Source organism: Absiella sp. AM09-50 (assembly GCF_003433845.1).
In the GTDB taxonomy this organism is placed as follows: domain Bacteria; phylum Bacillota_I; class Bacilli_A; order Erysipelotrichales; family Erysipelotrichaceae; genus Hoskinsella; species Hoskinsella hominis.
In genome coordinates this window covers 63,768-80,499 of record NZ_QVFI01000004.1, presented here as the reverse complement: position 1 = coordinate 80,499, position 16,732 = coordinate 63,768, and the positions used below count along the sequence as shown (strand labels likewise).

Sequence of the window (16,732 nt, the reverse complement as noted above, 5' to 3'; positions counted from 1 at the left end):
GAGGATATTATGAGCAGACGATTTCAGAAAGTCTTAACCAATGCGTTTCATGTTAGCTTTCTTGAAACAATAGAAAATGACGCATGTGAACGATATTACACGCTGGATATCGAAGCACAAAGTGATGATCCTACTATGTTTAATCAAAGTATGTACATCAAACTTTGTCATTCACAAGAAGAATGCGCACACTATGAAATCCCATTGGATGAGTTTGGAAGAGGACGTATTTCAATTGAAAACCAACAGGCAATTACCGTAAATGTCGTACAGGTAGATGAATGTGGCAATCAAGTGATGAATCAGGATGGTATGGAAATATCTTATATTGTTGAAAATGAGGTACAACAGGAAGACTACGCCAGATTGCATACGGAGGATTTAAAAGATCATTATACCATCCGTATTGAAAATCATGTTTTACAAAAAGCTGATTTGCATATTCAAAAAAAAATCTCAGTAAACCAGGAGCTGAAGTTACCAAGAGTGGATGAATGCTTTACCATATATGTTGAGGGTATGGGGATTTGTCAATATGTCAATCTGGATCAAAACAATGATTTCAGCTGTTGTTTAGAAGGGATTCCTGCTGGTCAATATGCGATTAGTGAGCTGAATGCATACAATGATACGCTCTATCAGCTGAATGGACAGCCAATTGAAGACAACAATTTTATTTTAAATGCAGGAGTGAATGATTTAGATATCATCAATGTATCTGATTTTGATACGACACTGACAATTTCTAAGTATATCCGCAATGAGCGTGGAGAATTATGCCGGCCGCAATGTGATGAAAGCTTTGAGGTACGTATCATTTCTGATCGCCATGATGTGACGGTAAATTTAAGTGATGAAAATGATTTCTGTATTGTATTACATGGATTGATTCCAGGATACTATCGCATCAGTGAACAAAGCGATGAACAGATGTATGATACAACGTATATCGTAAATGATGCCTGTGAACGTAATTTTGCGCATTTGGAAATTAGTGAATGTGGAGAAAATCAAGTCATGATCATTAATACCGAAACAAAATCAGGAGGGTGTTTACCACTTCAGGAATCTCAGCTTCGTATCTGTAAATTTATTCGCAGTAAAGATGGATGTTTAAGAAAGCCATGTCATCATGAAAACTTTCAGGTAACATTATCCGGGTGTGGCCTTTGTCAGACATTGAATTTAAATGAATCGAATAATTATTGTGTGGATATCGCATCCTTGTGCAGTGGGTATTATCAAATTGAAGAAACCAGCTGTCATGATTATGTGTCCAGTTATATCGTTGATGATGATATTGAACGTACTTCTGCCTGTATCCGAGTAGAAGAAGGCAGTACTTTTTGTGTAACAATCATCAATTCTACACGTAATAGTGGAACTCTTCGGGTATGTAAATATATCCGCAATGATTATGGAGATCTCATCAAACCAGATAAGCAGCAATGCTTTGATATGACATTATCCAGTATTTTTTGTAAACGAAGTTTTACATTAAGTGTCGAAAATGATTGGTGCATGTGCTTTGATGATCTTCGTTTAGGCAGTTATGAAGTGAAGGAGGCAAAAGGCAGCACATCAGATTATGCGGTTATTTATCAGGTAGACTGTGGAAAAGAATCACATCATGCCCGCTTTATGATGGATGGGGGAGATCGTGAAGTAAAAGTTATCAATTATCGCCAGAAACAAAGCTGTGGAACCCTTCGTATCTGTAAATTTGAAGAAACACAATGTGGAGAGCTTGTAAAACCACAAAGGGATGAAGTCTTCCATGTGCATGTAGAAGGGGATGGCTTAAATGAATGCTATAGCTTAAAAGCATCTAATAACTGGTGTATTCTGTTAGATGGTTTAAAGATGGGAGAATACCATATTCAGGAAGAAGAAGAGGACAGATATGATGCCTGTTATATCGTGAATGGATGTCGTACACAGGAAGCCTATGTATGCATGCAGTCAGGAAATGAAGAAGTCACGATTTTAAATCATCGAAAACGAAATGGAATCGTTACTATCAATGCCATGCTTCAGGATTGTGATGAACAGATCTCACAGCCATATGAAGGTATGGATATTGAAGTGCTGGTGGAAGGAAAAGATACCTGTTACCATTTATGCTTAAATGCAGAAAACAACTGGTGTGTATTATTAGATGCACTGCCTCAGGATACCTATCGAATCATTCAAAAAGACAGTTTTGGTTTTGTGATTCACTACATTGTAAATGGCTGTGCCTGTGATTTTGCACGTATTGCGTTAAATAAAGAAGATCAAGAAATTACGATCATCAATGAAATTGCCAATTGTGCGGGCATGGTAAAGGTCACAAAGTTTATAGAAGATGAATGTGGAGAGTTATCCATGCCTTGTGCAGATGATGAATTCCATTTTGAATTAAAGGGTGTAGATTTTGCCGCAACGTATACGTTATGTGAAAAGAATGATTTCTGTGTGTACTTTGATGACTTAACTCAGGGATGTTATGAAATTAAAGAACTCAGCTGTGGTTATGATGCTCGCTATCTGATCAATCATCAGCCATGTGAACAGGCAAAATTCACACTGGGTAAAGAAGATATTTATATCGATATCTTAAATAAAGCATCCACACAAAATGCCGTCATGATTGAAAAACGTATTCGTAAAGGAAATGAACTGGTCATACCACAGGTCAATGACAGCTTTAAAGTATTATTAACAGGAAGAAATACACATGAGATTTTTGAATTAAATGATGATAATGATTTCTGTATTCGTTTGACTGATTTGTGCAATCAACATTATGAGATAAAAGAACTTGGCGCAAGTGCGAAGTCATATATCATTGATGGATGTGAACAGGAAAATGGATATTTCCTTTATGAAGGAAATGAAAAGCAAATCACGATTGTCAATGAAGAGGAACGCACAGGAGCCCTTCGTTTGGAAAAACTGATGGAGGATGCCTGTGGCAATTATATCCGTCCACAGCGCTGGGAAAGCTTTGATATCATGCTGGAGGGAGAATGCTATAAACGCAAAGTCACGCTGGATATCCGAAATAATTTCTGTGCCTGTCTGTATGATCTGCCTTGCGGTCATTATGAAATTAAAGAAATTGGTTCCCGTCATCCAGTATCCTATATGATTCATGATATCCCATGTGATAATGCCATTATTGATTTAAGGGATGAAGATGTCAATGTGACCATCATCAATCATGAAGCAAAAAATGGCTGTCTGCATTTTCAGGGACTGATAGAAAAAGATGGGGAGGTTATGGAGGCGGATCCACTTGATGAATTTATCTTAACGATTACTTGTGGAGAGGACAGCCAGAATGTGGTATTACATGCAGGCAATGATTTCTGTGCAAGTATCGATCATTTAGAAAAAGGCAGTTATTCCATTTGCGAAGGCGGTAAAGAAGAAGTCGCATTTTTAATTGAAGACCAGCGTTTTGAGGATTGTGTCTGTGTCGAATTAAATGGGGAATATGTGGATATACGGGTAGTAAAACGTAAAGAAAATAAACACAGTATCACGATTCAAAAATGGATGGTTGATAAAAAAGGAAAACGCCAGGTTCCTCATAATGATGATCATTTCATGATGACCATGATGTTTAAAGGAAGAAAACAGATGTTTGAGTTACATGCCAAAAACAACTTTACCAAACGTTTGGATAACTGCCAAAGCGGCGATTATGAAATCATGGAAGAAAATGGACATGCGACATATTCCTTTGATGGAGGAAAACCACAGGAGGATGGTTGCTTCACCTTGAAACAGGAGAACATGCGTATTGATGTTTGTAATCCAATGAAGAGTGAAGGTGTTGTATTATTTCAATTGATGAATGAAGATTGTGGGGAAAATCTGGGAACACCGCCAAGTGATGCATGTTATGAAGTTTTGATATCCGGGGCGCAGGAGGAATGTCTAAAACTGTCAAAAGATAACCAGTGGAAATGTCGTTTGCGTATGCAATATGGAGAGTATCAAATCATGCTTCAAGGGGAAGATGAACATTACTTCTTCATAGATCACGTACGTCAAAAAGAAGGGAATCTATCATTAGACAGTCAACAGGTGCTGGTTCAGTTGATTGTAAAACAACCATGTCAGGATGGCATGCTGCTGCTTCAAAAATATATCCGAAATAAAGAATGTGACTGTTTAAGAAAACCATGTAATGAAGAAGCCTACGAAATCGAAGTCAAAGGGGATAACTTTTATCGTATCGTATATCTGAATGAAGAAAATGCCTATCAAGATGTATTGCATCATCTAGAAAAAGGACGTTATGAAATACGGGAATTACATGGGGAACAGGTCAGCTATATCATCAATGGGGGAATGGAAGACAAGCAAGGAATCCTGCAGATCAATCAAAACCGAAATACAGTAAAAATCATCAATGAAGCAGAGGTCATGCATCAGGGAAGTATTGAGATATGTAAATTGATGAAAGATGAAGAAGGCTGTTATTGTTATCCAAAAGCTGATGAAATCTTTTGGATCATTGTCAAAGGGGAAGAAGGCAGCAGTCGTGTTTTATTAAATGAAGCCAATCATTTCTATGCCTCCATGCGTAATTTAAAAGATGGCTGGTATGAGGTCATGGAAGAAAATGGACAGGAGCATGTACGTTATGTGGTAAATAATGGTGCACCAATGAAAAAAGGAATTGTTCATGTGGTCAATAATGCCAATACCGTCAATGTCATCAATCAGCTGCCATCAAAATCAGGTTCTATCCAAATCAATAAATGGATACGAAAAAACGAGCAGTTGGAAAAGCCGGAGCAGGGGGAATACCGGATACATGTATCAATGCCAGGCTATCAAAATCTGATCATCTTAAATAAACGTAACCAATACAGCGAAACACTTTCCAATTTAAAACCTGGTACCTATGTCATATCGGAATTAGATCATGAAAACGTATCTTATATCGTAGATGGACAAAAGGAAACACAGGAGGCAAGATTAGAAGTAAACAATACCATGCATACCATAGATGTGATCAATTCCACGATGAAGAATGGTCAGATTTCCATGGTGAAATATCGCAGGGTCAATGGTACAATGATGCGCCCGCAACCTGATGATTCCTATGAATTTTATCTGTCAGCACCCGGCTATCAAAAACTGTTTTATCTGGATCAAAGCAATGGATGGAAAATGACATTTAACGATTTAAAACCTGCCTCTTATGTATTGACAGAGCGTAATGCAACAGATGAAGTCAGCTATATCATTGATGAAGGCAGTGAATCAAATCGTGCGATCATTGATGTGAATGGCACCTCTCATCAGATAACCATTATCAATACACCATCCATGGCACAAAAAGGCAGTATCCACATTGAAAAAGTAGTACGTCAGGGAAATCAATTAACCACACCTGATCAAAATGCAAGCTATCGAATACATGTATCAAGACCAGGTTATAATGAAACCTTTACGCTGGATGCTTCCAATCAATTCACTTTGCATATTTCTGATTTAGAAGATGGCATGTATGTGCTGGATGAACTGGATAATACAAATGAAGTCACGTATATCATCAATGGCGGCAGTGAAATCAATCGTGCTGTCATCAATGTCAGAGGCAATGAAAACCGTGTGATGATGATCAATACACCAAGAATGATACAAAAAGGCAGTATCCATGTAGAAAAAGTGATTCGTGAGCATCAACAGCTTATATCTCCGGGGGTAAATGATAACTATCGTCTGCATGTATCAAAGCCAGGTTTTAATGAAGTTTACACATTAGATGCTTCTAATAATTTTATGGTTGATATTATCGACTTAGAAGATGGAACCTATGTGTTAAATGAAATGGATCATGATGAAAGTGTCAGTTATATCATCAATGGGGGCACAGAAACAAATAGTGGCATCGTTGTAGTATCCGCTAATGCCAATGCGGTTGTGATGATCAATCCACCAACATCTTTTAGAAGCGGCAGCATCCATGTGGATAAATTTATAAATCGTAATCATGAACTGATACGTCCTGATTCACAAAATACGTATCGTTTACAAATATCCAAGCCAGGCTTCAATCAGGTATATAAATTAAATGCCGCAAATAACTTTATGATAGATGTATTAGATTTGGAAAATGGAACGTATGTATTAAATGAATTAGATCAGGAAGACAATGTTACGTATATCATCAATGGTGGTACTGAAACCAATCAAGGTATCGTAGAAGTCAAAGATAACGCCAATCAGGTAAAGATGATCAATGCTGAACAGCAAATGCATCAGGGCAGTATTCAGGTAGAAAAATTTGTAAGGGAAAATAATGAATTAAAACACCCACAGGATAATCAAAGCTATCGCCTGCATGTATCTAAGCCTGGTTTCAATGAAGTATTTACACTGGATCAATCCAATAATTTCAAAGTGAATATCACACAGCTTGCGGATGGCTTTTATGTATTAGATGAACTGGATGAAAAAGGGGAAGTCAGCTATGTCATCAATGGGGGCAGTGAAACACGATATGGCATTGTGGAAGTACGTGGAAATGCCAATGTTGTAAATATGATCAATGCATCTCAGGGAACCACAGGTAGTATTTTCTTCAGTAAATATATTAAGAATGCGGATGGCAGTCTTAGTGTACCGGCAGATGGGGACCAGTATATCATAGAAGTATATAATCAGGAATTTTTACAACGGGTTACGCTGAATGGACAAAACAACTTTCAGTCAACGCTTCTTAATTTAAAAGAAGGGGTTTATCATTTAAGAGAATTAGACAGCAGTAATTTCAGGGTAACGTATAAGATCAATGGCAGTGAGGAAACAAGTGAAGGGGTTGTATATGTACAAGGCAACCGCAATATGGTAGATGTCATCAATGAGCGTAAAACCAATATGAATACCGTAGAAGTATTTAAATATATGTTAGATAAAGATGACAACTATCTGCCACCAAGTGCACCTGATATTTATCGTTTTGAAATAAGTGCACCAGGATTCATGCGGGAATATGATCTGGTACCAGAAAATAACTGGCATGTGACGATTTCCGATTTACCCGCAGGCCGTTATCAGATAAGGGAGATCACACAGGATCCAACCCGTGTACGTTATTTGATCAATTCACCACAATTGGTAGAAGAAGCCTTTATTACAGCGGCACCGGGGGTAACCAATATCGTGGGAATCATCAATATTGAAGATGATGTAGAGAATGGTACAATGACGTTAAATAAACGCATACGAGATGCAATGGGACAGCTTATCATTCCATCTGATGAAGAAAGCTTTGTCATGCGCATCAAAGGCAATAATTTTGAGCGGCTGGTTGCTTTAGATATGGATAATGCATTTACGTATACGATTGAAAATTTAGCCTATGGAACGTATACGATTGAAGAAACAGATAGTCAATATGATGTGAGTTATCAAATTGATGGGGGAGAAGAGAAAAGTAATGCAAGCTTGCGTATTCAAGATGGCACAAAACATGAAATTCTCATCATCAATACCAAAAGTGCAATGTTCTTTGATGCAAAAAAGGATGATACCGTAAAGATCATAATTGACTAGGAAAGGCGATGAAAACTCGCCTTTTCTTTCATTGTTTATCATTTGTTTTCATTAAATGAAAATATATTGGTTAATATTTACAATTTTACGCGTTTGAGATTAAAACGTAAGATTTAATGTGAAAAATATAACAAAATCCCTAGTAAAATAAACAATTTCGTTTTATAATAGGGGAGTAAAAATTATGCAAGGAGGAAAACAAATGACTAAGAAATTTATGTCAATGGACGGTAACACTGCTGCTGCACATTGTGCCTACGCATTTACCGAACTTTCTGCGATTTACCCAATCACACCATCTTCACCTATGGCTGAAGTTGTTGACCAGTGGGCTACGCAGGGTCGCAAGAATATTTTTGACAGCGTTGTAAAAGTCGCTGAACTGCAATCAGAAGGTGGAGCTGCTGGAGCTGTACACGGTGCTTTACAGGCTGGTACATTAGCTACAACATTCACTGCATCTCAGGGTTTATTACTGATGATTCCAAACATCTACAAGATGGTTGGTGAATGTTTACCAGGTGTTATCCACGTCGCTGCACGTGCACTTGCAACAAGAGCATTGAACATCTTTGGTGATCACGAAGACGTTTACGCATGCCGTCAGACTGGCGCATGTATGCTTGCATCTCACTCAGTACAGGAAGCAATGGACCTGGCTGGTGTTGCTCATTTGGCTGCAATCAAAGGAAGCGTTCCATTTATTCACTTCTTTGACGGATTCCGTACATCTCACGAAATTCAGAAAATCGAAGTTATGGATACAGAAGTATTCAAAGACATGATTGACAAAGAAGCTTTAGCAAAATTCCGTAAGAATGCATTAAACCCACACACAAACCCAGTTACTCGTGGTGGTGCAGAAAACGATGATATCTTCTTCCAGGGTGTAGAAGCTAGAAATACACACTTTGATGCTATTCCTGACATCGTTGCTGATTATATGAAGAAAATCAGTGAAATCACTGGTCGTGAATACGCTCCATTTACTTATTATGGTGCTGCTGACGCTGAACGTGTTATCGTTGCTATGGGTTCTGTAACAGAAGCTGCAAAAGAAACTATCGATGCATTAACAGCTGCTGGCGAAAAAGTTGGTATGATCAAGGTTCACTTGTATCGTCCATTCTCTGTTAAATATTTAACAGCTGTATTGCCTGAAACAGTTAAGAAGATTGCTGTATTAGACCGTACAAAAGAAACAGGTGCAATGGGAGAACCATTATACTTGGATGTACTTGCTGCATTAAAAGATAAAGACATCGAAATCATCGGTGGACGTTATGGTATGGGATCTAAAGATACTCAGCCTTACCACATCAAAGCCGTATTTGATGAATTGAAGAAAGATGAAATGAAGAACAGCTTCACAATCGGAATCAATGATGATGTTACTCACTTAAGCTTAGAAGCTGACAAGAACTTCACAGTTCCTGCTGACTACACTTCTTGCTTGTTCTGGGGACTTGGTTCAGATGGTACCGTATCTGCTAACAAATCAACTGTTAAGATCATCGGTGACAACACTGATCAGTATGCTCAGGCTTACTTTGCATATGACTCTAAAAAAGCTGGTGGAGTTACACGTTCTCACTTACGTTTCGGTAACTCACCAATCCGTTCTACTTACTACATCGGTAACGCAGACTTCATTTCTTGTTCATTAGATGCTTACATGTTCAAATATGACATGGTAAAAGACATCAAAGAAGGTGGTACTTTCTTATTAAATACTACATTCTCTAAAGAAGAAATCGTTGAACACATGCCTAACCGTATGAAAGCACAGTTAGCTAAGAAACACGCTAAATTCTATATTATCAACGCTACTAAGATCGCTCAGGAAATCGGTATGGGACGTAGAACTAACACAATTCTGCAGTCTGCATTCTTCGCATTGAACGAACAGATCATGCCTTATGCTACAGCTGTTGATTTGATGAAAGCTGCTGCTAAGAAATCTTACTCTAAGAAGGGTGATGCAGTTGTTCAGTTGAACTACAAAGCAATCGATGCTGGTAAAGACGGTATCGTTGAAATCGCTGTTGATCCATCTTGGGCAGAATTAACTTACGATTCAGCTCGTAAATTAACTGGTGATGAATACTTCGATAACCATGTTGCTGCTATTAATGGTTTGGAAGGATATGATATGCCAGTAAGCGCATTTACAGGTGACTTCTTATTAGATGGTTCTATCCGTAATAATGTTGCTTTCGAAGAAAAACGTACAATCGCAGTTCAGGTACCTACATGGCACCCAGAAAACTGTATCCAGTGTGGTATCTGTAGTTTCGTTTGTCCACATGCTACAATTCGTCCATTCTTATTAACTGAAGAAGAAGTTAAGAATGCACCAATGGAATTCAAGACAATCGCTGCTATGGGTAAAGGTGTTGAAAACATGCAGTACCGTATCCAGGTATCTCCTGCAAACTGTGTAGGTTGTGGATTATGTGCTGTTGAATGTCCAGGTAAAGCTGGTAACAAAGCTCTTGAAATGGTTGATATCAACGAAAAACTTGATCAGGAACCTCTTGCAGATTACCTATTCAAACACACAGAATATAAGACTGAATTCTTCCCAACAGATACTGTTAAGGGTTCTCAGTTCTTAATGCCTTACTTTGAAGTATCTGGATCTTGTCCAGGATGTGGTGAAACTCCATACTACAAATTAGTATCTCAGTTATTCGGTAGAGATATGTTAGTTGCTAACGCTACTGGATGTTCAATGATTTACTGTTCATCAACTCCATCAACTCCATTCGTAAATGATGCTAATGGTGAAGGTGTTGCTTGGGCTAACTCATTATTCGAAGACAATGCTGAATTCGGTTATGGTATGGCATTATCTCAGAACTACAAAGAAGCTAGAATCCTGAAAGCAATGGAAGACAACATGGAAAATGTTGAACCTGCATTGAAAGAAGCATTCGCTAAATATATCGAAGTTCACGGTGATCGTGAAGCTGAAAGAGAAGTTGCTCCAACAATCAAAGAATTGGCTGCTAAATCAGACATCGAAGCTGTTAAAGAATTAGCTGACGTTGATTTGATTAGTAAATCAATCTGGATCGTCGGTGGTGACGGATGGGCTTATGACATCGGTTACGGCGGATTAGACCACGTATTAGCTAACGACCTGAATGTAAACGTATTAGTATTAGATACTGAAGTTTACTCTAACACAGGTGGTCAGTCATCTAAATCAAGCCAGGCTGCTTCTATCGCTAAGTTCGCTGCTGGTGGTAAAACAACAGCTAAGAAAGACTTAGGACAGATTGCTATGGCTTATGGACATGTATATGTTGCTTCTGTTTCTATGGGTGCTAATAAAGCTCAGACTTTAAAAGCATTGAAAGAAGCTGAAAGCTACGATGGACCATCTTTGATCTTAGCTTACTCTCCTTGTGCTGAACACGGTATCAAGGGTGGATTAGCTAACCACCAGAGAACACAGGCAAAAGCTGTTGAATGTGGATACTTCGATCTATATCGTTATGACCCAAGAAAAGAACAGCCTTTGACAATCGATTCTAAAGAACCAGATTACGATAAGATGTTAGACTTCATGATGACAGAAACTCGTTATAGCCAGTTACCAAAAGTAAAAGGTGAAACAGCTTACGAAATGTTCGAGAAGACTAAGAAAGACGCTATGAAACGTCACAAGAGATTATTAGCAATCGCTAAAGAAAGCATGTAATCTTAAAATATAAGGACCACTTCGGTGGTCCTGTTTTTTTTTCTTGTCACAATTATGTGTAAAATTATGGTATAATACTTTCGTTTAGGAGTGAGAAGATTGGCAAAAAAGAGAAAAAAGAAACATAGAGATCCAATGAAACTATTGATGATTCTTTGTTTAGAATTGATTGTCGTACTTGTTTTATTGATCTTGTGCGCTAAAGTATTTCCAGATAATCCGATTACACGTTCGATTACATCACTCATAATAGAAGATCCCCAGGTAGTATTGGATGCCGGACATGGTGGATATGACAGCGGAAGTAATTTTGGCGATATATATGAAAAAAATGTAACACTTGCTTTAACAAAGAAGATTGGTACAGCGCTGGAAAATAAAGGCATCAAGGTTGCGTATACAAGAACAAGTGATGAAGTTAGCTGGCCAGCAGATGAAGTCGCAGATTTAACTAGACGTGTAGAAATATCCAATACATCCCATGCGAAAGTATTTGTGTCCATACATACCAATGCAAGTGAACTAGGTAGCAGTGTAAATGGCTTTGAAATCTGGGGTAAAATTAAAGATACTAATGTTTTTGAATTATCAAAACAGGTAATGGGACAGATGGAGCAGTTACAATATACACAAAACAGGGGAATCAAAGACCAAGATCTTGCGCCGCTTCAAGTATTGCAGGATAATCAATTACCTGCTATTTTGATAGAAACTGGCTTTTTGGAAAATGAAAATGATCGTGCATATTTAACAAATGAAGCAAGTCAACAGGCATTGGCAGATAAGATTGCTCAGGGTATTTACAACTACATAAAGCAGAATGAACCATAGACATCTCACAGGAGATGTTTTCTTTTTACGAAAAAATGTAAATGCTTACTTTTTACTATAGAACTTTTTCTTCAGATACGATACAATAAAAGTAATAAGAAAGAGGGACGAGTATGAAGGAACAAATATATATCATAGGGCATAAAAATCCAGATACAGATTCGATTGTTGCTTCCCTTGCCTATGCTAAGTTAAAACAGGAGTTGGGAGTTAATGCAATAGCGGCAAGAATTGGTGAAGTAAATACAGAAACGGATTATATTTTAAAAAAATTTAAGGTGGAAGAACCAGTTTATTTACAGAACGCGAAAGTAAAATTGTATGAAGTAGCATTTGATGAACCGTTATTGATTCAAAAGGATCATACGATCAAAGATGCATGGAGCCGTATGTCTGCGCGTAAATCTAAGGTATTATACGTTGTAGATCATGAGCAGAAGCTGATAGGTGTGGTATCTTTATCTGATATTGCGAAAGTTTTATATAATGAAAACAGTGAAATGAATCGTACGTTGATGAAAGAAACGCCAGTAGAAAATATCTGTCGGGTATTAGATGGAGAATTCGTTCATCAAGATGAACGATATCGTCCTAATGGAAATGTGTATATTGTGACGAATCATCAAAGTGTATATAGTGATGATAATTATAAAGATGCGATCGTGGTATTAAGTGATGATTTACAACTACAGAAACGAATTATTTCAGATGGCGCTGCATGTTTGATACTGGTTGGTGTGGATATCATATCACAAAGTATTATGAAACTTGCGAAAGAATATCATTGTACTATCATTAAAACAAAGCTGGATATGTTTAAAGTCGCAAGAAGAATCTACCGTTGTCCAAGTGTGGAATTGATAATGAGCCGAAAAATCGTAGCATTTAATGATCATGCCTATATTGATGATGCGTATCATCAAATGTCACAAAGCCGTTATCGTTCTTATCCAGTTTTGAATAATCAGGGAGAAGTCATTGGTTCAATTGCACGTTATCATTTATTGAATTATGCGAAAAAGAAATTTATTCTAGTAGATCACAATGAAACAAGCCAGAGTATTGATTATTTAGAAGATGGGGAAGTATTGGAAGTTGTGGATCATCATCGTATTGGGGATGTAGAAACAACAACGCCTGTGCATTTTCGAAATGAAATCATTGGCAGTACCTGTACAATTATCGCAAAAATGTATAAGGAGCATGGCATCACACCTTGTAAGACGATTGCTTCTTTACTATGCTGTGCAATCATTTCTGATACCATGAATTTTCATTCCCCAACATCGACCCATCAAGATCGTGAAATTGCCAAAGAATTATCTAAGATTGCTGGGCTTGATTTGGATGATATGGCCGCAGAAATGTTTGGGGCGGTCGCTACATTAAAGGGACGTTCAACTTCTGAAATCTTATATAATGATTTTAAAGAATACAATATTGATGGAAAGCGTATTGCGATAGGGCAAATCAATATCGCAGATGAGGAAGAATTAAGGGATATACGTGAAGAAATGTTATCCTATATGGAAACAATCAATACGATTAATAAATTTGATATTTTGATGATGTGTTTTACTTCTGTAGATGGAAGTGGCAGCAACTTGTTATTTGTTGGAAATTTAAAGAAAGTTGTGGATGAAGCATTTAAGGAAGATATCATGGATGATTTATATTTTGTAGATGGTATTGTTTCGCGTAAAAAGCAAATTATTCCTACTTTATCCAAGTTATTGAAGGAAGGATGAAATGTTAAGAATATGTTAATTTTAGAAATATTGTTTACAGAGGGACAAAGATTTGGTATCATATGAACCAATAAGGGAGTAGTCAGCACAATGTGTGGCTCTGGTCAACAAACCCGAATGAAAATTCTGGTCAGAACCTGAAATGACGAGACTTATAGAAAGCTTTTCTATAGTCTCGTTTTTATTTTGGAAAACTGGTAAAACTATAGAAAAGACTTGCAGAGAAAGGAAGATGTTTATGCAGGATAAGTTTTATCAGAAAAGTGTGGAGGAAACATTGTCCTCGACGAATTCAAATCGACAGGGTATAGAAGAAAGTGAAGCGACAAAACGTATAGAAACCTATGGCTATAATGAATTAGAGGAAACAAAACCCAAAAGTGCATTTATGGTGTTTTTATCACAATTTAAAGATTTATTAGTAATTATTCTGATTATCGCTGCTATTATTTCTATGGTATCCGGTGAAGTAGAAAGTACGATTGTTATTTTAGTGGTAATCACAATGAATGCGATATTAGGTACGGTACAAAGCATTAAAGCACAGAATTCATTGAACAGTTTAAAACAGTTGTCTACACCGCATACAAGAGTTATACGTGGTGGTAAAACCATGGAGATATCCAGTAAAGAATTAACGATAGGGGATATCATGTTGCTGGAAGCTGGAGATGTGGTAGGCGCAGATGCCAGAATTATTGAAAACTATACACTACAGGTCAATGAAAGTGCTTTGACAGGTGAAGTAGAAAGCGTAGAAAAAGATGTAGCGGTCATTGATTCAGAATGTGGTATCGGTGATCAAAAAAATATGGTGTTTTCCAGTGGACTTGTTACATACGGACGAGCTGTCTGTATGGTCACAGCGATTGGAATGGATACCCAAATTGGTAAAATCGCCTCTTTGATGAACGAAACCAAAGAACGACGCACGCCATTACAATTGACACTAGATGATTTTAGTAAAAAGTTAAGTATTGGAATCATCTGTATTTGTATTGTTGTATTTGGCTTAAATGTATGGCAGGGTGATCCTGTGATGGATTCCTTAATGTTTGCGGTGGCATTGGCAGTTGCGGCAATTCCAGAAGCACTTGCCAGTATTGTGACCATCGTACTTGCTATGGGAACATCACAAATGGCGAAAGAAAATGCAATTATTAAAAATATCAATTCTGTAGAAAGTCTGGGATGTGTCAGCGTCATTTGTAGTGATAAGACAGGAACATTGACACAAAATAAAATGACTGCCCAGCAGATCTATCGAAATCATGAATTGATTAATGCATCTACACTTCAAGAAACAAAACCAATAGATCGTATGATGCTGTTAGGATTTGCTTTATGTACAGATGCCCAGACAACCAATGATCAAAGAATTGGGGATCCTACAGAACTAGCATTAATTGATTTGTTGGAAACTTATCATATTGATGAGCTGGCGACAAGAGAGAAATATATGCGTATCGATGAAAATCCATTTGATTCACAACGTAAATTGATGTCCACGTTACAGATAATCGATCAAAAACCTGTTTTACTATTAAAGGGAGCCTGTGATGAGATATTGAAACGTTGTCATAAGATACAGTTAGATGATGGCATTCATGATATCACACAAGAAGATAAAGACATAATCTTACAACGCAATGAAGCATTTGCGGAAGATGGTTTACGTGTGTTAGGATTTGCTTATCGATATGTAGACAAAAAGACGATCGGTATGGAGGATGAAGAAGAATTGATATTTATCGGTCTGGTATCTTTGATGGATCCACCAAGGGTGGAAAGTAAAGATGCCGTTGAAAATTGTCAACGTGCAGGTATCATTCCAATCATGATCACAGGAGATCATAAAGTAACCGCAAGAAGTATTGCCCGTTCCATTGGTATTTATCATGATGGCGATATCTGTTTGGAAGGTATGGAATTAGATGCAATGGCGGATGATGAATTGGATGAACAATTAGAAAACATTCGTGTATATGCAAGAGTTGCGCCCGAACATAAGATTCGTATTGTGAAAGCATGGCAGAAAAAAGGCAATATTGTCGCAATGACAGGGGATGGTGTCAATGATGCACCTGCTTTGAAACAATCAGATATTGGAATCGCAATGGGGATTACAGGAACTGAAGTCAGTAAAGATGCTGCCAGCATGATTTTAACGGATGATAACTTTGCGACCATCATAAAAGCTGTGGCTACAGGTAGAAATATTTACGCAAATATCAAAAATGCGATTATTTATCTGTTAAGTGGTAATTTATCTGGTATCATATGTGTTCTTGCGGCATCTTTATTAGGACTGCCTGTACCATTCTTGCCTGTTCATTTATTATTTATCAATTTAGTGACAGATTCCCTTCCAGCGATTGCGATTGGTATGGAGCGCTCTACAAAAGATGTATTGAAAGAAAAACCAAGAGATCCAAAAGAAGGAATTCTGACAAAAGATACAATAAAACAGCTGGGTGTTCAGGGAATCATGATTGCTGTTGTGACGATGGCTGCATATTTTATTGGATTGAAAACCAGCTGGCAAATTGCCACAACCATGGCTTTCTCTACTTTGTGTCTTGCTCGTTTATTTCATGGCTTTAACTGTCGTAGTAAACGATCCATATATCGCCTGAAACTTATGAGTAATAAATATTCAGTCATGGCATTTGGTGTTGGATTTATATTCTTAACAGCTATTCTGATGTTGCCGGCACTTCATTCATTATTCTCTGTTACGACAATTTCTTTGGAACAATTACTTACAATTTATGGTCTGGCATTTCTTCCAACCTTGTTAATTCAGGCATATAAAACCACAAAAGATTTACATTTAGGTAAATAAGAAGATTTTTCTTCTTATTTACTTTTTTTTTCGAAA

Annotated in this window: 5 protein-coding genes; all 5 read left to right on the top strand. The window is 37.4% G+C overall.

The genetic code is table 11. The features are described 5' to 3' along the window. Positions 1-9 precede the first annotated feature (9 nt). The 5 genes from DW114_RS05340 (at position 10) to DW114_RS05320 (ending at position 16,696) form a co-directional block, all read left to right on the top strand. Positions 10-7,563 carry an MSCRAMM family protein gene (locus DW114_RS05340; protein ID WP_117452755.1) on the top strand — a complete coding sequence of 2,518 codons (7,554 nt, stop codon included), beginning with the start codon at positions 10-12 and terminating at the stop codon, positions 7,561-7,563. 202 nt (positions 7,564-7,765) lie between these two features. Continuing rightward, positions 7,766-11,272, top strand: coding sequence for a pyruvate:ferredoxin (flavodoxin) oxidoreductase (gene nifJ / locus DW114_RS05335; RefSeq protein ID WP_117452754.1), 3,507 nt, complete (start codon positions 7,766-7,768; stop codon positions 11,270-11,272). A gap of 90 nt (positions 11,273-11,362) precedes the next feature. Beyond that, positions 11,363-12,103: an N-acetylmuramoyl-L-alanine amidase family protein gene (locus DW114_RS05330; protein WP_233509529.1), complete on the top strand. Its 741-nt coding sequence runs from the start codon at positions 11,363-11,365 to the stop codon at positions 12,101-12,103. A gap of 113 nt (positions 12,104-12,216) precedes the next feature. After that, entirely contained in the window at positions 12,217-13,851 is a 1,635-nt protein-coding gene (locus DW114_RS05325; protein ID WP_117452752.1) for a putative manganese-dependent inorganic diphosphatase, read from the top strand. A gap of 238 nt (positions 13,852-14,089) precedes the next feature. Next, entirely contained in the window at positions 14,090-16,696 is a 2,607-nt protein-coding gene (locus DW114_RS05320; RefSeq protein ID WP_117452751.1) for a cation-translocating P-type ATPase, read from the top strand. Positions 16,697-16,732: the final 36 nt, after the last annotated feature.

Coding starts and splice junctions, on each gene's coding strand:
- nifJ (WP_117452754.1), top strand. CDS start 7,766: ATGACTAAGAAATTTATGTCAATGGACGGTAACACTGCTGCTGCACAT.
- DW114_RS05340 (WP_117452755.1), top strand. CDS start 10: ATGAGCAGACGATTTCAGAAAGTCTTAACCAATGCGTTTCATGTTAGC.
- DW114_RS05325 (WP_117452752.1), top strand. CDS start 12,217: ATGAAGGAACAAATATATATCATAGGGCATAAAAATCCAGATACAGAT.
- DW114_RS05320 (WP_117452751.1), top strand. CDS start 14,090: ATGCAGGATAAGTTTTATCAGAAAAGTGTGGAGGAAACATTGTCCTCG.